This window comes from Citrobacter telavivensis (assembly GCA_009363175.1).
Taxonomy (GTDB): domain Bacteria; phylum Pseudomonadota; class Gammaproteobacteria; order Enterobacterales; family Enterobacteriaceae; genus Citrobacter_A; species Citrobacter_A telavivensis.
In genome coordinates this window covers 1,438,185-1,464,012 of record CP045205.1, presented here as the reverse complement: position 1 = coordinate 1,464,012, position 25,828 = coordinate 1,438,185, and the positions used below count along the sequence as shown (strand labels likewise).

The 25,828-nt window shown below is 50.4% G+C and carries 20 protein-coding genes and 1 pseudogene; 11 read left to right on the top strand and 10 right to left on the bottom strand.

Annotation, left to right across the window (positions count from 1 at the left end):
* The first annotated feature begins 49 nt into the window (after window positions 1-49).
* A complete protein-coding gene (locus GBC03_09125) occupies window positions 50-1,408 on the top strand; it encodes an MFS transporter (protein QFS70359.1) in 1,359 nt (452 codons plus the stop codon).
* Window positions 1,409-1,511: 103 nt separating this feature from the next.
* Here the strand turns inward: GBC03_09125 and GBC03_09120 are convergent, their stop codons facing one another.
* Window positions 1,512-2,453, bottom strand: coding sequence for a LysR family transcriptional regulator (locus tag GBC03_09120; protein ID QFS70358.1), 942 nt, complete (start codon window positions 2,451-2,453; stop codon window positions 1,512-1,514).
* Window positions 2,454-2,591: 138 nt separating this feature from the next.
* On the opposite strand from GBC03_09120, the gene GBC03_09115 reads away from it, so the two are divergent.
* The gene (locus GBC03_09115) at window positions 2,592-4,022 is read left to right on the top strand and encodes an aspartate ammonia-lyase (protein QFS70357.1); all 1,431 of its coding nucleotides are present in this window, start codon (window positions 2,592-2,594) and stop codon (window positions 4,020-4,022) included.
* Window positions 4,023-4,133: 111 nt separating this feature from the next.
* Window positions 4,134-5,432 carry an anaerobic C4-dicarboxylate transporter gene (locus GBC03_09110; GenBank protein QFS70356.1) on the top strand — a complete coding sequence of 433 codons (1,299 nt, stop codon included), beginning with the start codon at window positions 4,134-4,136 and terminating at the stop codon, window positions 5,430-5,432.
* 139 nt (window positions 5,433-5,571) lie between these two features.
* On the opposite strand, the gene GBC03_09105 is transcribed toward GBC03_09110, so the two are convergent.
* From GBC03_09105 to evgA, 7 genes and pseudogenes are all read right to left on the bottom strand, one after another.
* Entirely contained in the window at window positions 5,572-6,585 is a 1,014-nt protein-coding gene (locus GBC03_09105) for a fimbrial protein (protein QFS70355.1), read from the bottom strand.
* 12 nt (window positions 6,586-6,597) lie between these two features.
* A pseudogene (locus GBC03_09100) lies at window positions 6,598-9,098 on the bottom strand (fimbria/pilus outer membrane usher protein).
* 11 nt (window positions 9,099-9,109) lie between these two features.
* Window positions 9,110-9,787: a fimbria/pilus periplasmic chaperone gene (locus tag GBC03_09095; GenBank protein QFS70354.1), complete on the bottom strand. Its 678-nt coding sequence runs from the start codon at window positions 9,785-9,787 to the stop codon at window positions 9,110-9,112.
* Between the two features lie 44 nt (window positions 9,788-9,831).
* The gene (locus tag GBC03_09090) at window positions 9,832-10,350 is read right to left on the bottom strand and encodes a fimbrial protein (protein QFS70353.1); all 519 of its coding nucleotides are present in this window, start codon (window positions 10,348-10,350) and stop codon (window positions 9,832-9,834) included.
* Window positions 10,351-10,463: 113 nt separating this feature from the next.
* The gene (locus GBC03_09085) at window positions 10,464-10,988 is read right to left on the bottom strand and encodes a helix-turn-helix transcriptional regulator (GenBank protein ID QFS70352.1); all 525 of its coding nucleotides are present in this window, start codon (window positions 10,986-10,988) and stop codon (window positions 10,464-10,466) included.
* Window positions 10,989-11,447: 459 nt separating this feature from the next.
* Window positions 11,448-14,630: a transporter substrate-binding domain-containing protein gene (locus GBC03_09080; protein ID QFS73955.1), complete on the bottom strand. Its 3,183-nt coding sequence runs from the start codon at window positions 14,628-14,630 to the stop codon at window positions 11,448-11,450.
* Window positions 14,630-15,259, bottom strand: a complete 630-nt coding sequence (gene evgA, locus GBC03_09075; protein QFS70351.1) for an acid-sensing system DNA-binding response regulator EvgA — start codon at window positions 15,257-15,259, stop codon at window positions 14,630-14,632. The genes GBC03_09080 and evgA overlap by 1 nt, the downstream gene beginning before the upstream one ends.
* A 459-nt stretch (window positions 15,260-15,718) precedes the next feature.
* Between evgA and GBC03_09070 the strand changes: the two genes are divergently transcribed.
* From GBC03_09070 to hypT, 4 genes are all read left to right on the top strand, one after another.
* Window positions 15,719-16,405: a hypothetical protein gene (locus tag GBC03_09070; protein QFS70350.1), complete on the top strand. Its 687-nt coding sequence runs from the start codon at window positions 15,719-15,721 to the stop codon at window positions 16,403-16,405.
* The gene (locus GBC03_09065) at window positions 16,402-16,863 is read left to right on the top strand and encodes a hypothetical protein (protein ID QFS70349.1); all 462 of its coding nucleotides are present in this window, start codon (window positions 16,402-16,404) and stop codon (window positions 16,861-16,863) included. The genes GBC03_09070 and GBC03_09065 overlap by 4 nt, the downstream gene beginning before the upstream one ends.
* Window positions 16,864-16,875: 12 nt before the next feature.
* The gene (iadA, locus tag GBC03_09060; GenBank protein ID QFS70348.1) at window positions 16,876-18,042 is read left to right on the top strand and encodes a beta-aspartyl-peptidase; all 1,167 of its coding nucleotides are present in this window, start codon (window positions 16,876-16,878) and stop codon (window positions 18,040-18,042) included.
* 70 nt (window positions 18,043-18,112) lie between these two features.
* On the top strand, window positions 18,113-19,021 hold the full coding sequence (gene hypT / locus GBC03_09055) for a hypochlorite stress DNA-binding transcriptional regulator HypT (protein ID QFS70347.1): 909 nt from the start codon (window positions 18,113-18,115) through the stop codon (window positions 19,019-19,021).
* 7 nt (window positions 19,022-19,028) lie between these two features.
* Here the strand turns inward: hypT and GBC03_09050 are convergent, their stop codons facing one another.
* A complete protein-coding gene (locus tag GBC03_09050; protein ID QFS70346.1) occupies window positions 19,029-19,763 on the bottom strand; it encodes an amino acid racemase in 735 nt (244 codons plus the stop codon).
* Between the two features lie 449 nt (window positions 19,764-20,212).
* On the opposite strand from GBC03_09050, the gene GBC03_09045 reads away from it, so the two are divergent.
* From GBC03_09045 to GBC03_09030, 4 genes are all read left to right on the top strand, one after another.
* The gene (locus GBC03_09045) at window positions 20,213-21,256 is read left to right on the top strand and encodes a DctP family TRAP transporter solute-binding subunit (protein ID QFS70345.1); all 1,044 of its coding nucleotides are present in this window, start codon (window positions 20,213-20,215) and stop codon (window positions 21,254-21,256) included.
* Between the two features lie 80 nt (window positions 21,257-21,336).
* On the top strand, window positions 21,337-23,211 hold the full coding sequence (locus GBC03_09040; GenBank protein QFS70344.1) for a TRAP transporter large permease subunit: 1,875 nt from the start codon (window positions 21,337-21,339) through the stop codon (window positions 23,209-23,211).
* A gap of 118 nt (window positions 23,212-23,329) precedes the next feature.
* Window positions 23,330-24,094: an SDR family oxidoreductase gene (locus GBC03_09035; protein ID QFS70343.1), complete on the top strand. Its 765-nt coding sequence runs from the start codon at window positions 23,330-23,332 to the stop codon at window positions 24,092-24,094.
* Window positions 24,095-24,141: 47 nt separating this feature from the next.
* Window positions 24,142-24,561 carry an RbsD/FucU transporter gene (locus GBC03_09030; protein QFS70342.1) on the top strand — a complete coding sequence of 140 codons (420 nt, stop codon included), beginning with the start codon at window positions 24,142-24,144 and terminating at the stop codon, window positions 24,559-24,561.
* Window positions 24,562-24,601: 40 nt separating this feature from the next.
* Here GBC03_09030 and GBC03_09025 read toward each other — a convergent pair whose 3' ends face one another.
* Window positions 24,602-25,636 (bottom strand): substrate-binding domain-containing protein, encoded by a 1,035-nt coding sequence (locus tag GBC03_09025; protein QFS70341.1) that lies wholly within the window; start codon window positions 25,634-25,636, stop codon window positions 24,602-24,604.
* Window positions 25,637-25,828 lie beyond the last annotated feature (192 nt).

Below are 25,828 nucleotides of genomic sequence, written 5' to 3'. Positions count from 1 at the left end.
TACATAATGTAATGAGCGAACTCCACCATTTTAATTAAGGGGAAACCCGATGAGTACTCAGAAAAAATCAATGAAGGGTGTCGCCGCAGCCTCTTTAGTGGGATCCGCACTGGAATGGTTTGACTACTTTTTGTATGGCACTGCAGCTGCTCTGGTCTTCAATGAAATCATGTTCCCGAAAGGGGATCATTTCGTCTCAACCATTCTGGCATTTTCAACGTTAGCGCTTGGTTTTGTGGTTCGTCCGTTCGGGGCGATTTATTTCGGCCAACTCGGTGACAAAATAGGACGGAAAAAAGTCCTGGTAATCACGCTACTGCTGATGGGATCGGCTACCACCTTAATTGGTTTCGTACCCACTTATGATTCTGTCGGAGTATGGGCGCCGATCATGCTGGTCTGTCTGCGTCTGATTCAGGGATTTGGCGCTGGGGCTGAATTTGGCGGTGCGGCAATTCTGACTGCGGAAAGTGCTCCGGTCAATCGGCGAGGGTTTTACTCATCATTCCCGGGTGTTGGCGTTTATATCGGCCTGCTTTTGTCCGCTGGCACCTTCGCTATCCTGACTCAATTTCCGAAAGAAATTTTCCTTGGTTGGGCCTGGCGAATTCCATTTTTATTCAGTGCACTGCTGGTTGTTGTGGCTTTGATCATCCGTATGAAGCTTTCTGAGACAGCCGCGTTTGAGAAACTGGCCAAGTCCGGATCGGTCAGTAAAAGCCCGCTACGCGACCTGGTAAAAACGGAGAAGAAGAGCCTGTTTGTCGTGGCTGGCTCTCAGGTCGCCCAGAGTGGTGTCAGTTACGTCTACCAGACCTTTGTTATTGCTTATATTGTCGGGACGCTACATATGGCACCTTCGGTCGGCCCAGTTGCTGTGGCGGTCGCGGCTGCCTTCGCCATGTTTACCACCCCCATGTTTGGAGCTTTATCTGATAAATGGGGTCGTAAAGCCATCTACATGTTTGGTGCCGTTTTCTCAGCACTTTTTGCGTTCCCATTTTTCTGGCTGGTAAATACCGGAACCACATGGGGAGTGATCGTTGCCATGACGCTGGGTGTCGGTATCGGCGTTGCCGCGATGTTGGGAACCCAGGGCGCGTTTTTCTCTGAAGTGTTTCCGTCCAGGGTCCGCTTCAGCGGATTATCTCTGGGCCGCGAAATCAGTGCGGCTGCCTCTGGCGGCATCGCGCCGCTCGCTGCGGTTCTGCTTTCCGGTATGGCGGACGGCGCATCCTGGCCTGTCGCATGCCTGGCTGTAGCGATGAGCGTCATCACGATGGTTGCTGTGTGGTTTGCCCCCGAAACTCACAAGTTAGACCTCACTCACGTTGCCAGTAATGAGGTAAAAAAAACGACCGATAACGCAGGCGCGTTTCATCAAGTGAACTCAAAGAGCTCCGTATAAATTGCTTTAATATTCTAAGGTTGAATTAAAAGGCCGGGGTTATTATTTATCCGGCCTTTTCAAAACCTGTGTCAGGGTTTCATTTTCACCATGAAAACTCGTTTCATAACGACACATCCTCATCCGAATCGAGCTTACTGTAAAACCCTTGCTCCAGTTTCGTTTCCAGTATCGACCGGACTTCAATCGCCAGATGTTTATAAAACTCAGACAGTTCGTCGTCCTTACACAACAGGACAATTTTGCGCCGCTCTTTACGGTTGTTAATACGGATGATCTTCAGCGAGTCGGTAAACGTGGGAATGGTGGTCATAAACAGCGGCGTGGTCAGCGTCCATCCATAACCGTAGGAAATAAGTTTTAGAATGTCATCAGCATTGTCCATTTCAAACTGTATGGATGGAGACAGGTTATTCCATTTCAACCAGTTGAGCGTCTGGATGCCGGTTGGCGTACTGGGGGTGTAGGCGATGTAGTTCCTGTTTTTACACAACTCTTCCAGTCGCGTCTCCGACCAGGCTTTGGGGCAAACGCACAGAAACTCTTCCTCAATCAACGGGTACATTCTGACGTTAGGCGGCATCTCAGTATGCAGCATGGTGATTGCCAGGTTAATGCTGCCTGTATTCAGTGCGGAAAGCAGTCCCGATGCCGTACCGGTAACCTGAAAAATATGTTTTACCTGCGGTTGCAGGAACTTAAGGATATCCAGCCCAATGGACTTACCGATCGAATCAACAAAACCAATTTTCAAATGTGAAATATGCCCGTGACTGATCGCGTTAATATGTTCCTGCAAATAAATGCCGCTATCGATAATCTTTTTCCCCAGCGGATACAGCGCTTGCCCGGCTATCGTCATCTGAATGGGTCGCTGTGAGCGGTTAATAACGTCTGTCTTTAGGCCATTTTCCAGATTCGCTATCTGCTGAGAAATCGAGGATTGAGTCAGGTTGAGCTTCTTTGCCGCAGCGGTAAATGAACCGGTCTCAATCACCGCTAAAAACGCCTGTAACTGCTTAAAATCGAAGTTAATGTCCTTCATCTCCGCCTCTACTATTACATTTTTTAATAATGAATATTTATCTTTTCAATGGTTTTTTTTCTTTGAGCCACTTCAAATTATCTGTACTGCCAGCAAATTAAGGTAGCGACACACCTTAATACAGGAAGAGAGATAACGATGCGTGAAGAAAAGGATCTATTAGGAACTTTAATGGTGCCGGATGACGCCTACTACGGTATTCAAACGCAACGGGCGGTACTGAATTTTTCAGTATCGGGACAAACGGCCGGCGATATTCCGCATTTCCTGTGGTCTATCGCCGCGATCAAACAAGCGGCGGCTCAGGCGAACGCGCAAATTGGCGCGTTGGAACCGCGGAAAGCCGCCGTCATCGTGACGGCGTCGCAGGAGGTGATGAACGGAAATTTTGCTGCCCATTTCCCGATTGATGTTTTTCAGGGCGGTGGCGGCACCTCGACCAACATGAACATGAATGAAGTCGTCGCTAACCGCGCGAATGAACTTCTCACCGGCGCACGGGGATATGACGCGATTCACCCGAATACGCACGTCAATATGGGACAGTCAACTAACGACGTCATTCCTGCGGCAATGAAAATGACCAGCCGCATGAATATTAAACATTTGCTCGTGCAACTGGAAAAACTGGAAGCCGTGTTAGCGGACAAAAGCCGTCTGTTTGCCGACAAGGTGAAGTTAGGCCGCACCTGCCTTCAGGATGCGGTGCCAATGACGTTTGGTCAGCAGTTTGGCGCGTATCGCACACAGGTCAGCAGACTCAAAGAAAAGCTGACCGAGGTTAACGAAGAGGCGTTGTGTTTACCCCTGGGGGCGACGGCGATCGGCACGGGGTTATCCACACATGAGGGATATCTTCCGGCCGTTTATCAGTGGCTGGAAACCCTCACAGGCGAAAAATATCGACCAGAAACGGATTTCTTCGATGGTCTGCAACACGGTGACTTTTATATTGAATTCTCCGCACAGCTCAAAAAAATCGCCGCCTTTCTCTCCAAAATGGCAACCGATTTTCGTATTCAGGGTTCAGGACCGCGCGCAGGCTTTAATGAAATTATCGTCCCGGCCGTGCAACCGGGCTCGTCCATTATGCCGGGCAAAATCAACCCGGTGATGCCCGAACTGATGAATCAAATTGCGTATCAGGTGATAGGTAATGACGTCACGGTGACCATGGCCGTTGAGGGTGGCGAGCTTGACCTGAACGTGTGGGAACCTGTACTGCTGAAGGCGCTTTTCGAATCCTGTTCGTTACTGAGTCGGGGGATACCGTTATTCATCGATAAATGCCTGAAAGATATTGCGATCAATGAAGAAGTGAGCGCTCGCTACGCCGAGGAAAGTACGGCGCTGGCCACCGTCGTGGCAACGCTGTTTGGTTATCAGGTGGGATCGCGAATTGCAAAAGCCGCGTATCAACAACAGTGCAGCGTAAAGCAGGTCGTGCTGGCAGAAAAACTGCTGACGCCGGAACAGGCGGACTATTTGCTTGATCCGATGAATATGACCGACCCGCAAAAAAGTACGGCAGCGATTAAACGCTATCAAACAGAAATGAATATGTCGTAATCATCTGTTTTCGAGAAATAAGCGTTAACTGCAGGTAATGAATATTCACTATTCATTACCTCGCCACCTCGTTGCCGATAAATAAAATATAACAAAGAGCAGGTTAAATATATGGTGATATTACATGTCGTTTTATTGCTGGGAACCATCATGCTTGCCGCCCGCTGGGGCGGAATTGGCGTCGGGTTTGCCGGCGGGATCGGATTAGCGATTTCGGTATTTATCTTTGGCGTTCCAGCGGGATCTCCGCCTGTCGACGTGATGCTCATTATTCTGTCGACCATTGTGGCACTTTCGGCCATGCAACAGGCCGGTGGAATGGATTATCTCGTCACCCTGACAGAAAAGTTATTACGTCATCATCCTGGCTATCTTAATATTCTCGCCCCCACCGTGACCTTTATTTTGACGGTACTTTCCGGTACCGGTTATACCGCGATGTCGGTGATGAACGTGATTCAGGAAGTGGCGAAAGATAATGGTATCCGGCCCAGCCAGCCACTGAGCTCTGCGGTTGTGGCGTCACAATTGGGGATTACCGCCTCCCCGATCTCTGCCGCCACGGCTATCATGTACGGCACTGTTGAAGTGATGGGCGTCAGTTTCGGCGATGCAATGCTGGTTATCCTGCCCACCGCGTTATTCGCCATGCTGATCGCGGCGTTTATTGCCAGCAGACAGGGCGCAAAACTGGCCGACGATCCTGTGTGTCAAAAAATCATGCAGGAGAATAAAATTGTACTGAATAAACATACCCACCGCCCGATTCCCGCTGGTGGAAAATCTTCGGTTGCTATATTCCTGGCAGGTGTTGTCTTTGTGGTGTGTATGCTGCTATTTAAATCGCTTATCGGGCATACCATCAACTCCCGCGACTTAATTATTATTACGATGTTTGTCGTGTCCACCATCATTATTTTTACCTGCAAGCTGGACATGAAAGAGCTGAAGAACTCACCGATATTTAAATCAGGTGCGGAATCGCTGGTGGTTGTTTTAGGGATTGTCTGGTTAAGCAGCACGCTTATCGGTGCCCATATTGATGAAATCAAAATGGAAGCCAGTGACATATTGCGCACCTGGCCGGTCTTATTAGCAGCCGTATTTTTCTGTACCAGCGCAATGCTGTTCAGCCAGGGGGCAACCAGTGCATTACTGATGCCTATTGCCGCGTCTATCGGCATTAGCGCAGATGCCATATTAGCCAGTTTTGTCGCGGTCAGCGCACTCTATATCACGAATATTTATCCGACAACCGCGTTTGCGATAGCCACTGATGATACGGGATCATTTCTCAGTCCACGCTGGAATGGCTCAAGGATCATTAATCATCCCTTCTTCCTGCCGGGATGTTTGTCGATTATTTTCTCGGTACCGTTTGGCTTTTTACTGGCACAGATAATTTTGTAATGGCAAATACGGAATGCTCTGCCGTTGGCGGCTTTCTCCCTACGGCATCGCAAACGTAGCCGCATTAAATGTGTCCTGATTAACAATCCGCTCAGAACAGGTTGACGTTAACCTGTTCTGATGTGCATTCGCCTGTTAGTTACTGGTATGTCATCGTAAAAGACAGGACGCCATTCGCCGCCCCGGTGGTGATGCGCTCGCCCGTCTGATAGTAACGCGCCTTAAGCGGTACCGAGAATCCGCCCCCAATGCTTGATGCCCCAACCGCAACATCTGAGCCCAGCCTCATCGGCTGATTGTCATAAAGCAGTTGGATCCCGACCCCTGTGGCGGCGTTACTCCCACTGGTCGTATTGATAACGCCTTTCGTTGCGTCATAAATATCGCCTTCCATCCTGACGCTGACCGCCGTTCCGGCATTGCAGGTCATCGGCAGACTGAATGACTGGGTATATGTCTCTCCCGGCGTCGTGCCTTTGCCATTAAAGGCGTTTTTATCGACCTCTTTCATATCGACAGGGATTGATGCTGTGGTGAGTTTGCAGGCCGGCGTGGTCACCGTGAACGCATTGATATTGACTGCGGCCTCTGGGGATTGCCAGAGCAGCGAGTTATTCAGCAATACCAACGACCCCACCGTTCTTGCCGATATCGTCCCAGAACCCGTCTCCGTCGCCGTCTTATAAAACGTCACCGTGACTGACCCATTTAATCCGGGGCTTATCATTCCCGTGGTATTTTGACACAGTTGAGCGGTGTTAATATCCCCTCGAATAGTATTCGACCCGGTGACGCTGGCATTCCCTCCGGCACACTTTGCCGTTGTACCGGAAATAGCATAGCCAATACCGTTAACGTTGGTTTTATAAACGCGTACTCCATTAACCATCGAATCGAAGGTACCAATCGCCTTTACGCCAAACGTTTGATTGGAAATGACTCCTTGTTGTGAGTCAAAACAACTGAACGCATTCACTGTCGGGGTCATTATCTGCGTACCAATAACGGCCCCCACCGGCAGATCCCTGGAGATAGTGATATTCTGCGGCGATAATGTTGTTGATGGTGTGACCGTCGAACAATCCCACGCCAGCGCAGTACGTGAAAACAGTCCCAGAGCCACCAACAGTAAACTCACTATAATTCGATTCATCTTACTCTCCACTTACCTGCACTCCGCGGTGACGTTATGCGTTTTGTCAGAAACCTGCGCAATCTGATAACTTGCCTGACAACTTTCCCCAGCCCAGTTCACCACCACGGAGCCTTTTTCCGGTGCACCGCTAAACCAAACTCGCTGACGATCGTCAACAATTCCTTCTGGCGCATTGTCGCGATTGTTTATCTTTGCCGTCGCCCCAAACGGAATCGTTTTACCCGTCAATGCAGCATGATCCGGTAGCCGGTAACGGTCGGGAAGTCAGCCAGCGCCAGCGCACCTTTTGTGGGTATGACCGTGCGCGTGTCATTCAACACATCGGTATTGTTATTCAAGGCGTCGGTATTTAACGTCAGACTGTTCTGCCGATATGGCGAAACGTATGGCACAACGGCAAAACCTTTACTGTCCGTGTAAATGCCACTGTTATTCGCCACTTTCGCATCTGCCGCGTTCTCGGCCCTCACCAACGCCATCGTCTCGCCAAGAGGCTGAGTCGCAGAGACGCCATACGGATGAACCACCAGCCCCCCCATCGCACCAACCGACACCTGTCGGTTATCGCGAGAGTAGTTATAACCAAGCTGATATTCACCGTGACGCCCCTTATAATTTGCCGACGCGCTACCCGTCACATCTGACCCCTTACTGTTGTATCCCTGCTGGACGTTCCAGCTCAGATTTCTGTCTTCCAGCGCGGAACCGGACAGCCCTACCTGTGAAGTGGCATCGCCTTTTTTATTCGCGCTTGCCGAAATCGTCATCCAGCTATTTGGCAAGAATCGGGAGAACGGAATCTGCATCGTAAAAGAGACGATATGATCATTGTCGTTGTGCCAGGGACCGCGGGAATAGCTATAGTTCAGGCCATAATTAATATTGTTAATACTGGTGTTGTAACCCAGGCTGACGTTACGTTCGCTATCGCCGCCCCAGTAGTCCTGGTGCCAGGCCGAAAGGTTGAGATTCCCGAAATCACCGAGCTGCTGGTTCAGCGTCACCTGTGCCTTACTGCGTTTGTTACGCTGATAGCGCCAGTCATTTCCTTCCAGAGCGTTATCACTCGCCATCCGGTATTTATTCACATCGCCATTCGCTTCCTGAAAATCATGAAAACCGGAAGAGGAATACCGATACCCCATCAGACTCAGCGAGGTGCCCGTGGATGAAAAATCTTTGGCGTACTGCGCACGAAGCGAGATACCGCCTTCCGTTTTGCCTGGCATCTGCGTATGTGCAAAGGTGGTGTCAAAAGAAAACGAACCAAAATCACCCAATCCTTTGCCGATACCGACTGCCGCAGCCTGGTAATCCCCCGACGCCAGCGTGCCGCCGTAGAGCGTGGTGTCCCACGGCAACCCGTAACTCATTGTGGCCTGAAGGAATTCCGGTTCCTTATCCGTGCTGTTTGACGCACGATATTTCCCTGCGGCCAACGCATATTTAAACTGGCCTTCACGCTGCATGATCGGCACAGCCGAAAATGGCTGAATAAACTGATGTACCGAACCATCGGCTTCACGCACAGCCACGGTAAGATCGCCGCTAGCGGCAGTAGGATAGAGATCGTCAATCACAAACGGCCCCGGCGGAACATAAGACTGCCAGATAATATTCCCGCCCTGACGAATGGTGACTTGTGCGTTACTTTGCGCAATACCACGGACCACAGGCGCAAATCCACGTACGCTTTCCGGTAGCATGGTGTCATCCGAATAAATTTGTGCGCCGCGGAAATGAACACTGTCGAATACGCCAGCCTGTGTATAACCGTCACCCACACTGAACTGACTTTTCAGCACTTTAATATCACGCTCCAGTGAAGTGCTGAGGGTGTTCCAGCGACCGTCCCCTTGGTTATTGTTATACGTCGAGTAATTACGCAACCGCCAGGGACCGACGTTAATCCCACTACGCAGGTTCAGATAGCTGTCATTACGCGAATCTCCCTTGCCATGGCTATTGGCAGCAGAGAAGTTGTAATTCAGGAACAACATATTCAGTCCGTCGTCCCACTGTTCCGGTGAGACTGAACCGCGCGGATCGCGCTGCATATATTCTTGCGGTACTGAAATCTCCAGCCGCATCCTGTCAAACTGAAAATTGAGTTGGCTTCCGGGGAGTAACTCACCAATATTATCGATGGTTGCGGAATCCGCCATACTCATCCAGTCAGGCTGTGCATTATGCTTCACACCCCATTTCACGAAATCGGCGTAAGTTAACGATGGCGTCAATTCACTCGCTTTACCCAGAAAGGTGATATCACGAGATTCGATATAATTTCCGTTCAGATAGACATCAACGTGATAAACACCGGGAACCTGTCCGTCAGTTCTGCTGAAACGAGAGATATCAATATCACGTGGGATATTCCCTCGGGTTTCAATAAAGTCTGGTGAAAAATAATCCTCAGCTAACACAGTTGAAGCATGTGTAGTCAGATAGACCAGGATTGATAATTTTGTTAACGTTGCAAAACCTGAGACCGCATTGAGATGGAGCATAAGTAATTAACCTACATTTTAACTTTTTGTTCAGTCGTGACGCCTCCAAAATCATTAATCGCACGCCATGATACCTCTCCGCCTGTTATCCCCGACAGTGGTAGCGTTACTGTTTTAAATGGTAATACCATTGGAGGTTTTGTTATCGTTCTGCCGTTCACCTTTACTTCATTAAGCGACACGCTATAAGGCGTTGGATTATTGACAGTCAACTTTCCGCCCTCGCGCGAAAAAATTAACTGCTGGTACGCTAATGACGGATCGCCTTTTAATCCCGCGGGACGATAAAATAGCTTCATTTTACTTTTTACTGCGATCAATAATTCATTTTTCGCATCCGGCGAGGATGACGGAATCGCTTTAATATTCAACCAGTAAACACTTTCCCTGTCCGAAGGTAAGTGGTTTTCTGCCAGCATGACGCGAACGGAATTCTGTGAATTTGGGTTTAATTTAAACAAGGGTGGTGTCGTGGTAAATTCGCTTCCACTGTCATCACCATTTTCACTTTTACTCACCCATGACTGGATTAAATACGGTTTATTGTCCGGGTTTTTCACGCTTATTGTGGCCTGACTGGCATTACTATTATAAATAAGACGGGTGCCGCCTATTTCAACACCACTGACTGCCGCTGTTGAGACCAATATCATCCCCACAGCAAGCGTTTTATATAATTGCTGAAACATGAGAGTTCCTGATTGATTACTCAGGGCCACTGGTGGCCCTGCTTTTACTGATAAGTCACGGTGAAGGACGTTGACGCGTTTGCCGTCCCCGCGCCGACAGTCCCCGTGGCCATATATTTCGCGAAATAGGTCAACGTATTGTTGACGTCTTCCAACAACGTCACGTTAGCCGAGGAAGAGCCTACCGGGATCAATGTGGCGCTGTCCTGTTCATAGATAGCGACTCCGACATTCGTCGCCGTTTGCCCCGTGGTCAACGCCAGAATCGAAGGATTCGCCGTGTTAGTGGCACCGTCAAACCGAATGCTGGCGCTGCTCACACTCGCCGGGCAGGATTTCAGCACAATATTGAAGCGCTTGGCTGCCGCGGTTGCGCCATTCCCGCCAGAAAATGCCGCCGTTGAGACGGTACCCAGCTCAACAGGTTGTGCAATCGCAGAAGGATCAACCACGCACGCCGTTCCCGTAATCGTTCCGGTAAAGTTAATTACGCCATCGGCTGCATTGGCTGCTTGCAGAGTAGAAAGCGATAAAATCGCGGAGATCAGTGCAATTTTTTTCATATATAAATCCAGATAGTTAAGTTAATAAGTAATTAAAAGCATGGATGTTAAAAATAATTATTCCCGCGTTCACCTCCTCTGTATATTATCGCCCCTGACATTAATGCAACAATTTATGCAAGGCCAGATTCATGAGTACACTGTTTGCACATCCTTATTCGCGCGATATTGCGATACAGAGACACTCGATTACCGAGTTGAAGTTTAAATATTAAACTGCGACGATGTGCATAAAACGTCTTCATCGACATGCCCAATAACTTACCAATCTCATTCGCATCCATTCCTTTTTGCATGCAAGCAAGAACCTCATTTTCCCGGAATGAAAGTGTGTATTTCACCCGATAAGCATACCGAGGGTCATTGACAAACAGGCACGAGAGAATTTCGTTTATCCGGCGTTTCTTATCAATAAAGGTAATATCGCTCAAATGGTTCAAAGCATAGTAGTCTAGATCATTGGTGATAAATGCAATGATTTTCCTACCAGGCGACAAATACTCAGTACTCCGTTGAAAACTAGACTCATCAACATCGACTATATAGTAATTTTCATCAATCAACTCCGGCGTTAACAACGCACTTATGCCGACAATAAAAAAATAATCATCAGAAAAAACAGAGTCTGATAATTTCATAAAACTTCCCTTTTCGACACGTCCTGTTTGCTTTTTTAACGTCAGTAAGTCACTTCATGTTTCGCTGTAAAATTTACAGAAAATAATTCAGCATGACATCACAAAAGTCGTGGATTTCGTCAGAAAAAATAAAAACGATCGTTTCTACTATCTTTTCATCATCAAAAGAACAACGATCCACATTTAACTATTTTAACCAATACAAAAGCCCACACAGAAGAACAAAATAAGAATTAAACACTGACTACATGGATAGGTTTGGTTTAATGATCCGAGCATGTTTAATAGCTGAAACTTGTAATAAACAAAAACATGGATTTTTCTTAGGAAATATACCAGGTTTAATTAACTAATTTTATTCTGTTGGAACAGGGCTTATTTTACCTGGTTAACACTGGAGCAACATCAGCGGTGCCTTATTATTCTGTCAGGCACCGCCTACACGTGTAGGAAGGGGAATTAGGGCGTGAACTTCTCGATTGCGAGCTCCAGTTCGTCCAGCAGCGTCTGGATATGCTCAAGCTCACCAGACAGTGCTGTGGCGGTAATAGCATCCGGGAGTTTATCCTCCAAAGACTGTGCAGCCGTCATCAAGGTCTCAACCCCCAATAGCTGGGCGGTCCCGTTAATGCGATGAATATGATGTTTAACCAGACGATAATCACCAGACTCACTGGCTTTATGAGCCGCGGTTAAATCGCAGCGATTTTCTACCTGCGCATCTTTTAATGCGCGAAGCATCAATGCCCGATTCCCTTGCGCCAGCATCGCCAGTCTTTCGAGATCAAATACGGTGTCGTGGGCGTCACTCACACCGGAGAGTAAATGAGAAAGCTGCGACAGCGTGATCGGTTTGAAAAGACAGGCATTCATACCCGCCGACAAACAACGTTCGCGCTCGTGTTCCTGCGCCGTTGCCGTGAGCCCCCAGATAACAAGCGTCGTATTAAATTTTCTTACCTGGCGGGCAAGCTCAATACCCTCCATAACCGGCATATTGAGATCGGTAATCAACAAGTCGTAATCTCTTTGCTGAAGATAATGTAATGCGGTCTCTCCGTTGTCGGCTTCATCCGCCATGATGCCCAGTGTTGCCAGTTGACGCTTGAGGAGTAATCGGCTGAAAGGAAGGTCATCAGCGATTAATACCCGGAGCGTTCCTTGAAATGCTGGCAGAGGCGAGTCAACGTCCGCAACGGTGGGCGTGATATCAAACGACGTCTGGATTGGCAGGCTCAACGTCACGGTCGTTCCTCGATTGAGCTCACTTTGCAGTTCGATTGTTCCTCCCATTTGCTTCATTAATGCCCGACTGATTGCTAATCCAAGCCCCGAACCACGATGATGCACTCCCGCTTTTCCCTGGCTAAAAGCGGTGAATAAACGACGCTGTTCTTCTTCGCTCATCCCCGGCCCTGAATCACTCACCGAGATCACCAGCGTTTGCTCATGCTTCTCCGCTGAAATTCGCACATCACCGCGTTCGGTAAATTTCACCGCATTACCGATAATATTGGTCAGAACCTGCCCCAATAATTGTGGATCCAGTCGCATCGCTTCACGTGCATCTAAACGAGAATCGTAATGCAGCGCGATCCCTTTTTGCGCCGCCAGCGCGCTAAATAGCGCAATGTTGTCTTGTACCAGACCGTCCGGATATTTCCATTGAGGGACAACCTCTAACAAACCCGATTCGATCTTCTCCAGATCGAGGATCTCGCCGATGAGTTTTAATAACGAACGTGAGGCTTGAGCAGCCTGGTCCACTGACGCTTTATCTTCCGGGCTAAACTTCGCAGGAGAAAGTTGCAGTAATTCAAGAAATCCCATAATGGCGCTTACCGGGGTTCGTATCTCATGGCTCATATGAGAAAGAAATTCTCTCTTCTCCTCATTAGCCCTGAGAGCCCTGTTCCGTTCCTCTTTGAGTAAGCGTTGAGAACGTTTTCTGACACGGACTTCCCGCACCAGATAGACTGCCCATAACAAGGTGCTGAGTACCAGTAACGATGCTAACGTAGCTACCAGATAAAAAGGCCTGTTGTATAACTCCCAGGTATCTATTTTGACATCCGGCAGACGGATCCATTTACTGACTATCTGCAGGACCTCTTTTTGTGGAATATCATCTAACGCTTTATCCAGAATTTGCCGTAGCTCCGGTTCAGTGCGGGGCACCGCAAAACTAATTGCCGCAGGATCTTCTCCCGTAAGCGGTATCCAGGAAAGCTGATCGGGATAGTAATGTTCACTCAGATAACGCGCGGTCAGTTGATTCGAAATGGCGGCATCCACTTTTCCTGTTGCGACCAGATTCAACGCCACGCTGGAATTTTCCACCTCTTCCCACAGAATGCCTGAATATTGCGCCTTCAGTTTGGTCAGTAAAGTGTGATCGGCGCTTATTGCCACATGATTACCGGGTCGCAGCGCATGTTCTTTACTTTCCTCTTTTCTGGTCACGGCAACGAATTGTGTGGTGATAAAGGGGTGAGTAAAAGAGAGATAATTTTCCCGGCTGAGATCATAGGTTGCAGCCTGCACAATATGCCAGTTACCTTTCTTCATCTCAGCGATCATCTCTTTATTCGATTTGACGACAACCGTCTCAAACTGAATACCCGTTTGCAGGCCAATCAAGTTAAGGATGTCGCCAACAATACCTCGCGTCTGCTGGCTGCCATCAACCATCGTGTAGGGGGCAAACCAGGGATTGATAATCACACGTAGCGTTTTGTGATTATTCAACCACTGCTTTTCGCGTGGCGTCAGGTTCAGGGGTTCAATCAGGAAGGAGAGATTGCTTTTATCAATCATCGACTGGGCAATTTGCCCATGGATATTTTCATCAATTGCGCTAAGCGTATTGTTCACAATTTCCCGCAACCGTTGCTGTGCGGGTAAAAATAAAAAGTAGCTCTTTCTTTGCGGTGCTGGCCAGTACTTTACCGTTGTCAGCGCAAGACTGAACTCCTGGGAAAGCCAGGTACTGGTAGTGAGTGAATCACCGAAAAACCAGGTATTGCGTCCATTATTAACGGAATTCAGCGCCTCCTGATAGCTGTTATAGTTATCTATCTCGGCATCGGGAAAGGACTGGCGGATAAAATTGTCATCCGGATAGTGGTTAACAATCGCCACACTCGTACGTTGCGCGCTCTGCAACGGCGCCATAACGTTGCCAAGGGAAGTCACTAAATTTGGCCAGGAATGAATCAGTGGTAGAGAAACCTGAACACTTGCTTCACTCCAGGATTGACTCTCTAGCCCGGTTAACACCATATCGACTTCGCCCTTTTTTAGCGCGTCGACAGCGTCCGTTTGCCCCGGAAATACCATCACACTGATTCGTGTATTAAGGGAATGTTGAATCAATGCCAGATAGTCAGCATTCATTCCCCGATAACGTCCCGTCAGCGTTGTCAGAACAAGCGGTGGCTGACCGGGTTCATAAACGCCGACCCGGAGTATTTTTTTCTGTTGCAGCCAGCGTTTGTCATCCTCACTCAGATAAACCGGTACAGGCGTTATATAATTGAATCCTGATAGTTCCAGCTCAACGGGCGGTTTTTGCTGTGCGTAAACGGTGCGTCCACCTACAGATAAAACAATGAACACCACTATCAGCCATTTATTCATCATCATGTCAGCTTATTTTGGTGAGCAAAAGAGAGCAGTTCGATTAATGATTTACAACCGAGTTTTTCCATCAGTCGCGTTTTATAAGTACTGACGGTTTTACCACTAATATGCATCGCCTCACCGATCTGCGAATTGTCCAGACCGTTAAGCACATGTCCCATGACTTTCATCTCTTGTGCTGAGAGGGACTCCAGACGCTGCGAATCGGTAAGGATTTCGGAGGCTTCTTCGTAGAAAAATGGAAAATAGGTATACCCATTCTGCGCGGCATTAATAGCCGCCAGAATGTTATCCATGTTCTGCTTTTTACTGATAAACGCGTTCGCCCCCGCCTGCGCGCAACGTTTGCTGAAGTAACGATCGTTTTTCGCTGAGACGACAATTAACACACCGCAATAGCGTTCCGATCTGAGCTTTTCCACCAGTTCGACACCATTGATGCCGGGGATCTCAACGTCAATAACGACAATATCCGCTGTCGTTTTTACCAGACTCTTCAACGCAATCGCACCGTCTTCATACTCTCCGAGAACCGTAATGTGATCTTTTTCCAGCACACCGCGAATAGCCATACGCGCCAGAGGATGATCGTCCACAATAATTGCCGTGCGGGAACGCATTCCACTCATAATTCCCCCGAAGACCATGATGCATAAACACGCTATGTCACTAAGAATAGCGTAAACGATACGGCAGATTATCCCCTACATTACCCTTTGTCATGAGGAGTCATTCACTGTTTTCGTCAGTTCCACGCTCTGTTCAGCTGAATATATTTAAAAATAAGGTATCGGATGCTCACGCATACGCGATCGCGATGACTGCGGCTTTCGCATGCCGGGAAGCATGCCGTTGTATTGACTCTCGTTACAAGAACGGAGGGCGAAATTACCGGCAACATTAAAACCAGACGGAAACAGACGGGGGGTTTCATGCCCACGCTTCCTGCCGCATTATGCAAGAAACGCATAGCGCGAAACATTCTTGCATTTTCCCCATATCCGCATGACTGATAAGGTCATTGAGTTCGGGCCACTTCTGGCCTGTCGCGACAAACACACATCATCAAAAAAATAACGGGGTTCGCTATGGCGCAACAAGGGGAACAGGCGGCGCTGCCGCTTGCAACAGAAAAAGTCGGACTTAAAGGGTATCTGGCATTTTTTCTGACCATCATTTTCTTTTCCGGCGTATTTTCCGGAACGGAAGGTTGGTGGCGTGTTTTTGATTTTACTGTGCTGAACGGTTCATTTGGCCAAATCGCGAATGGGGCTGGACAAACGTCTGTAACCTTCCGGGGGGCGGGCGGTACTGGCGCAAAAGATGGTTTTCTTTTCGCGCTGGAGCTCGCGCCGTCAGTCATTTTGTCACTGGGCATTATTTCTATCACCGACGGTCTTGGCGGATTGCGTGCGGCTCAACAACTGATGACGCCAATCCTGAAGCCGCTGCTTGGCATTCCGGGCATCTGCTCGCTGGCGCTCATCGCGAACTTACAAAATACCGATGCGGCTGCGGGTATGACGAAAGAACTGGCGCAGGATGGCGAAATCACTGAGCGTGATAAAGTCATTTTTGCGGCATACCAGACCAGCGGTAGCGCGATTATTACCAACTATTTTTCCTCTGGCGTCGCCGTCTTCGCATTTCTGGGAACGTCTGTTATCGTCCCGCTGGCCGTCATTCTGGTGTTTAAATTTGTCGGTGCCAATCTGCTACGTCTCTGGATCAATTTTGAAGAACGCCGTAACCCAACGCAAGGAGCACAAGCATGACCACTCAGGTTCGCAAAAATGTCATGGACATGTTTATCGACGGTGCCCGCCGCGGCTTTACTATTGCCACCACTAACCTGCTGCCAAACGTGGTCATGGCGTTCGTCATTATTCAGGCGCTGAAAATTACCGGTTTACTCGACTGGGTTGGACACATTTGCCAACCGATCATGGCGCTTTGGGGGCTTCCCGGTGAAGCGGCCACCGTGCTGTTAGCGTCGCTAATGAGCATGGGCGGCGCGGTAGGCGTTTCCGCCAGTCTGCTCACGGCGGGGGCATTAAATGGTCACGACGTCACGGTTCTGCTCCCGGCGATATACCTGATGGGTAACCCAGTGCAGAACGTAGGCCGCTGCCTCGGTACCGCCGAAGTGAATGCCAAATATTATCCCCACATCATTGCAGTGTGCGCCATCAACGCATTGCTGTCGATTTGGGTTATGCAACTCATTGTTTAAAAGGGAATTACCATGCCTGATTTATCCTTCGCAGATTTTACGTTGCTGCAAGGTGCACACCTTTACACCCCTGAAGACCTGGGGATTTGCGACGTGTTTCTCGCCAACGGCAAGATTATTGCCGTAGCACGCGATATCTCTCCTCAGATCGTGCCGGATTGTAAGGTTATCAATCTCAAAGGACGGATTCTGTGTCCTGGCTTTATCGATCAGCATGTTCACCTGATTGGCGGCGGCGGCGAAGCCGGCCCCACAACCCGAACGCCAGAAGTCAGGTTGAGCAGACTGACCGAAGCCGGGGTCACGACCGTCATTGGCCTACTCGGCACCGACTCCGTAACTCGTCATCCGGAATCACTGCTGGCAAAAACCCGGGCGCTGAATGAAGAAGGGATCACCGCCTGGATGTTAACCGGCGCTTATCATGTCCCTTCACCGACGATCACCGGTTCCGTAGAAAAAGATGTGGCGCTGATCGACCGCGTCATCGGCGTAAAATGCGCCGTTTCTGACCACCGCTCTGCCGCCCCTGGCGATTATCAACTGGCAAACATGGCCGCTGAATCCCGCGTGGGTGGCCTGCTGGGCGGCAAACCGGGGGTCAGCGTGTTCCATATGGGCGACAGCAAAAAAGGACTCAAACCGCTGTACGACATTCTGGAAAATAGCGATGTGCCGATGAGTAAGCTGCTTCCCACCCACGTTAACCGCAATGAGGCGCTGTTCGAAGAAGCGCTGGCCTTTGCTCTCAAAGGCGGCACCATCGATATCACCAGCGGTATTCCCGACCCGGTCGCACCGGCTGAGGGTGTGGCTCGGGCAGTGAAAGCCGGTATACCGCTTGCCCGAATAACAGTCAGTTCTGATGGTAATGGTAGCCAGCCGTTGTTTGATGATGCCGGAAAACTCACCGGAATTGGCGTGGCGGGCTTCGAGAGTTTGCTTGAGACCGTACAATCGCTAATAAACGATTACGGATTTACCCTGACCGACGCACTGCGTCCGCTGACGACCAGTGTGGCTGCCTTTCTTAACCTTTCCACTAAAGGCGAAATCGCGCCAGGGAAGGATGCCGATCTGCTGGTTATGACACCAGAATTAGGTATTGAGCAGGTTTATGCTCACGGCAAACAAATGGTGGTTGACGGTAAAGCCTGCGTGAAGGGTACCTTCGAGTAAGCTCAATCGGTTGTCAGCCGTGTGAATGCCCGTAAAATGGCGCAGACAGACGGCTGACAGGTGATGATAAATGGATGTGAGTGGTGCAGGTTTGTATAACATTGAAACGAAATGGCTGTATGACTTTCTGACACTGGAAAAGTGCCGAAATTTCTCCCAGGCCGCGATTATCCGTAATGTCTCGCAACCCGCGTTCAGCCGCCGTATTCGCGCACTGGAAAACGCGGTAGGGGTTGAATTGTTCAATCGTCAGGTCTCGCCGCTGCAGCTCTCCGAGCAGGGAAAAATCTTTCACTCTCAGATACGTCATTTGCTACAACAGCTGGAAAGCAACCTGGCTGAGCTGCGTGGCGGCAGCGATTTCATGCTGCGTAAAATCAAGATTGCCGCGGCGCACTCCCTCTCACTGGGGTTGTTACCCGGTATCGTCAGCCAGATGCCAACCCAGTTTACCTGGTCAGTTGAAGCGATCGATGTCGATCAGGCAGTAGATATGTTGCGGGAAGGACAAAGTGATTTCATCTTCTCTTATTATGATGAAAACCTGCTCCAGCCTCCGTTTGCCAATATTCCCCTGTTCGAGTCGCAACTGTTTCCCGTCTGCGCAAGCGATGCGAACGGAAAACCGCGATACACACTCGACCAACCCTCTTTCCCGCTGCTCAACTATAGCCAGAACTCCTACATGGGGCGGCTTATCAACCGAACGTTGACCCGTCATACCGAGCTGAGTTTCAGCACATTTTTTGTCTCTTCAATGAGTGAATTGCTTAAACAGGTTGCGCTGGACGGTTGTGGAATCGCCTGGCTCCCGGAGTACGCGATTCGTCAGGAGATTCGGAGTAAACAGCTCGTCGTGCTGGACCAGGACGCGTTAATTATTCCTATCCAGGCCTATGCTTACCGGATGGATACGCGGATGACTCCCCTGGCGGAACGGTTCTGGAAGGAGTTGCATCACCTGCATACGGTCCCCTGATCGCCATTCACACGCAGGCAACCTGTTGCACAGGCTCATCCACCTGCGTATCCGGCCATGACTCATACCAACGAATGGCGGCGTTGACCAGAGACGCAGTTGAATCAATAAACCGGCGCCCAAATTTGTTCTCATGCCCGACCACAATTAACGGGATCTCGGTGCAGCCCATAATAATTATCTGCGCACCGTGGGAAATCAGTCGCTCAATTTGGGGAAACAGCAACCTTTGCGCTGCGGATTTATCGCCGCTTTTCAATGCGTAAATGGCCTGCATCACCTGCTCCTGACCGGTCTCTTCCGGCTGAACCAGAGAGAGTCCCTGCGCAATCATTTTTTTCTGGTACAACCCCGTCGCCAGCGTGGCATTCGTGGCCAGCAGGCCGACACGGGTCACGCCGGAAGGAATATCACTCAGCGTGGCATCCAGAATGCTGATCATTTCCGCCTTTGCCACTGCCCGTAAATCATCAAACCAGTAGTGCGCAGTGTTGCATGGTATGACGATACATTCAGCCCCCGCATCTTCCAGCATGTGCAGATAACGCTCAAGATAGTGCCAGGGAGAGGGACCGCCAGAAAGCAGGCAGGCTGTACGATCGGGAATGTCAGGAATTGAGCTAACGATTAGCGGAATATGCTGCTGATCGCAGCTGGCGCTGCGAAGTTCAACAAATTTTTCCAGCATATCCGCCGTTGCAGCAGGCCCCATGCCGCCCAGAATCCCAATGGTATGTTTCATTACCGCACCGCTCTTTCTCTGCTATTTCAAATGACACTATCAGCTTGATGCATATGTAAAAAATGCCATTTTCTTAGCCGCTATGCGTAAAAGTTATCGCCTGACAGACGCGAATCTGTTTACACAGAGGGCTGACAGCGCCTTCGGCTGTCTGCGAAGGACCGTTTTCTGAGCCTTGCGCCGCTAAACAGTGACTAAACAGCGAACACCCCGTTTCGGTTTTGTAACACCCACCCGCAAATTAGCGATGCCCGCCACAAAATTCACATATCACTGGCGTTGATGAAAGGAAGCATATTGCATTTGCACAGTGAGTCGGATAGCGTCTGTAACGTTACACTAAAACGTTACAGAAAACAGATTCAGCGACTTTTTCGTTAAACCAGCTGGCCGTGTCAGCCTTGCCAGATGGCGTTATCGCGACCTCTACACTGTGAGAAAGGATAATCATGATGAAAACAACACCGTTTCGTTCAGCCAGACGTTTTCTGGCACTCGCTTGCCTCAGTAGCGCCCTGATTGCAGGTAGCGTGCTGAGCGCTTCAGCACAGGCAGCAATCAATTTTCGTGTTTACTCGTCTCTGCCAGGAGATGACTCCTCTGCGCACTATATTTGGTTCAATCGATTCCAGGAAAACCTGAATAAAAACGAGAAGTTAAAAGGACAGATTAAGCTTAATTATTTCGCCAACGCCATGCTGGGAAAAGAAGCCGATGCCACACAGCAGGTCCGTATCGGTGCCATTAACATGATGATTTCAGGCACCTCAATCTGGGCCACGCTGGTCCCTGAAGTCGGTGTTCTGGATCTGGGTTATCTGTTTAAAGACTATGACCAGGTCGGGAAAGCGCTGGACGGCAAACCCGGTGAGCAGCTTTCTAAGTTGATGATGGATAAAGCGAACGTGATGGTGTTGGGTTATGGCTATAACCTCGGCGCACGTAACGTGTACACCAAGAAGGCGATTGAAAAACCAGAGGATTTAAAGAATCTGAAAATCCGCGTTCTGCCGGTACCTAACTTTATCGCCACGCTGAATCACATGGGAGCAGTAGCGATTCCAATGCCGGGCGGGGAAGTCTATTCCAGCCTGCAAATGGGCGTGATCGATGGCGTCGAGCATGATGCGCCCACCATCTACGCCAGCAAATATTATGAAATCATCAAGAATGGCACGCTGACCCGCCATAGCTATAATCCACTGATGATCGCCATGAACAAGAAGAGCTTCGAGCAGATCCCGGAATCATTACGTGCCGACGTGCTGGCCGCTGCGAAAGAAGCCACGGAATACGAACGCCAACAGGCCAGCCAGAAAGAGCTGGAAGCGATTAAAAACCTGGAGGCCAAAGGCGTCACTTTCCGGGAAACCGATCGCGCGTTCTTCGCGCAGGCCGTACAGCCTGTCTGGAAAACCTTCCTTGATAAATACCCGGATCTGAAACCTATGGTGGACGAGATCAGCGCTGCGGCGCCGAGCGACAAGCCATAAGCCATAAGCCGTGCATCGTCGGCCTGCGGAATTTCGCGGGTCGGCGATGTTGCCCAAACAAACCATGAAAGGAGTTCACCATGGCAGATATCTCGATGAAAACAAAGGATGAAAATACTTTGTTGACGCTGTTGGGGCGGCTGAGTCGATTTTTGACAACCTTAACGTCGTGGGCCGGGGCGCTGGTGCTGTTTATCAACGTGCTGGTGGTATTCGCTTCGGTGATCTGGCGTTACGCCCTGCATTCACCGATCCACTGGGCGGAAGAAGTGGCGCGTGCGCTGATGATTGCGCTGGTCTTTTTTGGCGTTGCCACCTCAACGGGCAGAGGCGGACACATTGGTGTCGATCTGTTCTTACGCTTCCTGCCTGAAAGCGTTCGCCCTTACGTTATCCATGCCAGTCGCTGGATCCTGTTTTTGGTCTCCGTCGGGCTGGTGATTTCCAGTTATGACCTGGTACAGGCCGCGCGATTGCAAACCACCGAGACGGGCCTGCCGCAGACCATCTACGTGATCCCGGTGTTAATTGGCTCCGTCGTTATGATGGTGGCCGCGCTGGAACATGCCCTGCATGAACGCGCCAAAGTGGTGTTGCTCAGCGGTGTTGGGATCCTGGTGCTGGCGGCGCTGGGTTATCTGAAACTGTCGCTGATGGCCGATCCTGCCAGCGCAGCGGCGGGCCTGATGCTGATTTGCTTCGTGCTCGGCATTCTGGCCGGTGTGCCGATCGCCTTCACGCTCGGCATGTCCGCAATGGTCTTTTTCATCTGCGACCCTTCCCTGCCTTTTGTCTTTTTCTCTCAGCAGGTGGCGGCGGGCGTTGACCACTTTGTTCTGTTGGCGATTCCGTTCTTCTTGCTCGCCGGTGCGGCAATGGAAATCAACGGCATGTCCACGCGACTGGTCGAACTGATTGTGCGCGGTATGGGACGGTTTCGCGGCGGTCTGAACATGACAACCGTGCTATCGATGGCCTTTTTCTCCGGCATCTCCGGTTCCAAACTGGCGGATGTAGCGGCCGTCGGCGGGGTGTTAATGCCAGCGGTACGCCGTGCGAAGCAGGATAGCGAAGAAGCCGCCGGGGTATTTGCCGCCTCCGCAGTGATGGCGGAGACCATTCCTCCCTGCGTGAACCTGATTGTGATGGGCTTTGTCGCGAATATTTCCATCGGGGCGTTGTTCATCGCCGGCCTGGTGCCTGCGGCCTGCCTGCTGGTGTTGTTAATGGTTGCCGCCAACCGTTTCGGCGGAAAAATTAACGTCAGCGAAGCCTACCCGGTATTACGCCCGAGAACTCAGCTTTACCTGGGTGCCGCTGTTGGCCTGGTCATGATCTTCATGATTGGTCGTGGCGTCATGATGGGGATCGCCACCTCCACAGAAATTTCCGCCTTCGCGGTTATCTACGCCATTGTGGTGGGTCGCCTGGCGTTTGGTGAACTGACGCTGAAAGCCACGGTTAAAATGTTCGTTGATATTGCCGCAATGTCCGGCGTTCTGCTGTTCATCGTGGCCTGTGCAACCAGCCTCTCTTATGCCCTGACCATTCAGATGATCCCGCAGCAGATCGCTGAACTGCTGGTGGGAATTGGTATGGAGCAAGGTGCCTGGCTGTTCCTGATGTTAACCATTGTCATTCTGATCATCTTTGGTGCGGTTCTCGAAGGTGCGCCTGCGCTGATCATCTTCGCCCCTATTCTGGTGCCGATTGCAATTCAGCTTGGCTTTAACCCGCTGCACTTTGGCATTGTGATGATCATGGCGATGGGCTTTGGTCTGTTTTCACCCCCGATCGGCCTGGGTTTGTACACCACCTGCGCGATTTGCGGAGTGGAAATGAAACACGTCATCAGACCTATGGCGAAATATCTGGCGGTGATTTTTGTCGGCATCATTATTGTCGCCATGGCGCCACCGTTAACCACCTGGCTGCCTGGACTGGCCGGCTACTGATAATTAAGTTCTGTATTTGCCACATTCAGGTGGCAGGGATATCCACGCGTAAAAAACGGCAAAACGATGTTACGTCATTGCCTGATGCCGTTTTAAATATGAATAACGGGAGTATGAAATGGGATTATTAACGGGTAAAAAAGCATTTATTACGGGTGCAGAACAAGGCATTGGTAAAGAGAGTGCGAGAAAACTGATTGAAGCGGGATGCGATATCTATATTCATTATTTCAGTGGCGAAGAAGGCCCACGGGAATTAATCGCCCTCGCCGAACAACAGGGTTGTCGGGCGGCCTGTGGTTTCGCCGATTTAACCGATGAAGAAGATGCGGCCCGCTGTGTGGCGCAGGCGGCGGAATTTCTCGGCGGTATCGATATTCTGGTCAATAACGTCGGCGGCATTATTGCCCGCAAATGGCTGGGCGAGATTGAGCCACATTTCTGGCGCACCGTTATCGATGTCAATATGACGACGATGCTGAATGTCACTCAGCAGGCATTACCGTGGCTGAAAGCCGCGCCAGAAGGCGCCAGTATCGTCAACCTGGCCTCTCTGGCCGGACGTTCCGGCGGCCACGCGGGTTCTCTGGTGTATTCCACCACCAAAGGCGCGGTGCTGACCTGGACACGCTCGCTCGCCGCAGAACTCGGTGAACACGGCATCCGCGTCAATGCCGTTGCCCCAGGGCTGATTCTGGGTACGCGTTTTCATAATCAACACACCACGCAGGCCTCTGCCGACCAGACCATCCAGGCAATTCCTTTGGGAAGAGCGGGTACGCCGGAAGATGTGGCAAGGGTCATCTGTTTCCTCGCCTCTGAATATGACGGTTTCGTTTCCGGCGCAACCATTGACATTAACGGCGGTATTTACCGGGCATAAAAATGTGGCGGGCAATCAAGCCCGCCAGTTTTAAAAAGGTATGACATATGATCAAGTCAGATATTATTCATCCTGATTTATTACAGGCACTGGCACAGTGCGGACACAAGGCGAATATTTTAATCACCGATGCCAATTATTCTTTTTTAACCAATACCTCTGCGCAGGCACGGATTATCTGGCTTAATTTCACTCCGGGAATGATCGGCAGCGTCGTCATTCTGGAGAAAATCCTCGGCTATATTAATGTGGAAAAAGCCACGTTAATGGCAAGCCCGGCGGATTTTGATAATACGGTCGAGCGCGAATACCGCGGCATGCTTTCTGAGACCATCGAGTTTGAGCACGTTGAACGCAACGCGTTTTATTCGCTGGCCAAATCGTCCGACACTATCCTGGTTATCGCGTCCGGAGAAACCCGCCGCTTCGCCAATATCCTGCTGACCGTAGCCCCAACGCTGGTATGACAAAACGAGAAGAACGTAATGTTCTTCTCCTGCCACGCCGTTACCGTACCGATTGCCGGGAGACCAACGACGGAGGGAACAGAAACTCCTCTGGCGGAATGGCCGGGTTTTCGGTCCTGTCAATCAACCGTTCAACCATCACCTCTGCCATCTCCCGAAGTGGCGGCATGATGGAGGTCAGGCCAGGGAAAACCAGTCCGGAGAGCGGGATATTGTCGATACCCACAATAGAAATTTGTTGTGGCACATGGATCCCCGCCTGATGCAGACCAGCCATCAGACCAATACCCAGGGCGTCGTTGATTGCCACGATGCCATCCGGGAACGCCGGCTGTTGGCTGATTTTTAACGCCAGCGCCCGCCCAAGTTCCGTCATTTCCGTGTCGCCATAGGCGGCCACGGCCTGGCCTTCAATGATCATCCCTTCCCGATAAAGTCCATGGTCTTGCACCGCACGAAGAAAGCCTTCGATTTTGTGCGCGCGGCTCGGCGTCATCCCTTCCACCGTGGCAAATGCGAGACGACGGCATCCCTGCGCGATCAGGTGTTCTGCCGCCATTCGCCCGGCATCAATGTTGTCCATGGATACGCTGTCCAGCGCAAAATGGTCTGACTGAGCGCGCGCAGGCATGCGGCCATCATAGTTCACCATCACCATGCCCTGCTCTACCGCTCGCGCAAAGTGCGCTTTTTCAATATCGCAGGCGGCAACGATAATCCCGCGGACGCCGTGAGAAAACATGTCGTCCAGAAAGGCCTCTTCTTCTTCAATCTGCCGGTAGGTATTACCAATCAGCACCCGGAACTGACGCTTTTTGGCCGCCAGGTCAACTTCACGGGCCAGGGCGGCAAAGCTGGGATTCACAATCGACGGCACCAGCAGGCCAATCATTTTGGCCTGCCCGGTTTTGAGCTGTTGCGCCACCCGGTTTGGAAAGTAATTCAACGTCTGCATGCTCTGCTGGATGCGCGCCAGCGTTTCGGCACGCATTTGATCGGTACGACCGTTGAGCACATTGGATACCGTACTGACGGAAACGCCAGCATGCTTTGCGACATCACGAATATTCGCCATACATCTCCTTTGCGGCAATCGATGAATGGCGGAAGACACTAACACCCGGCATCGCCATCTTCTTAGGAATTATGAACTACAACGGTTTAGTGTAACGTTACAGGTCTTGCTGTCAATGCAATGTGTTGGCGAAAAGAAAACGGAGTTGAGCGAGAGACGATGATTAACAGGAGAAGTGTCAGTAGAAAGGGG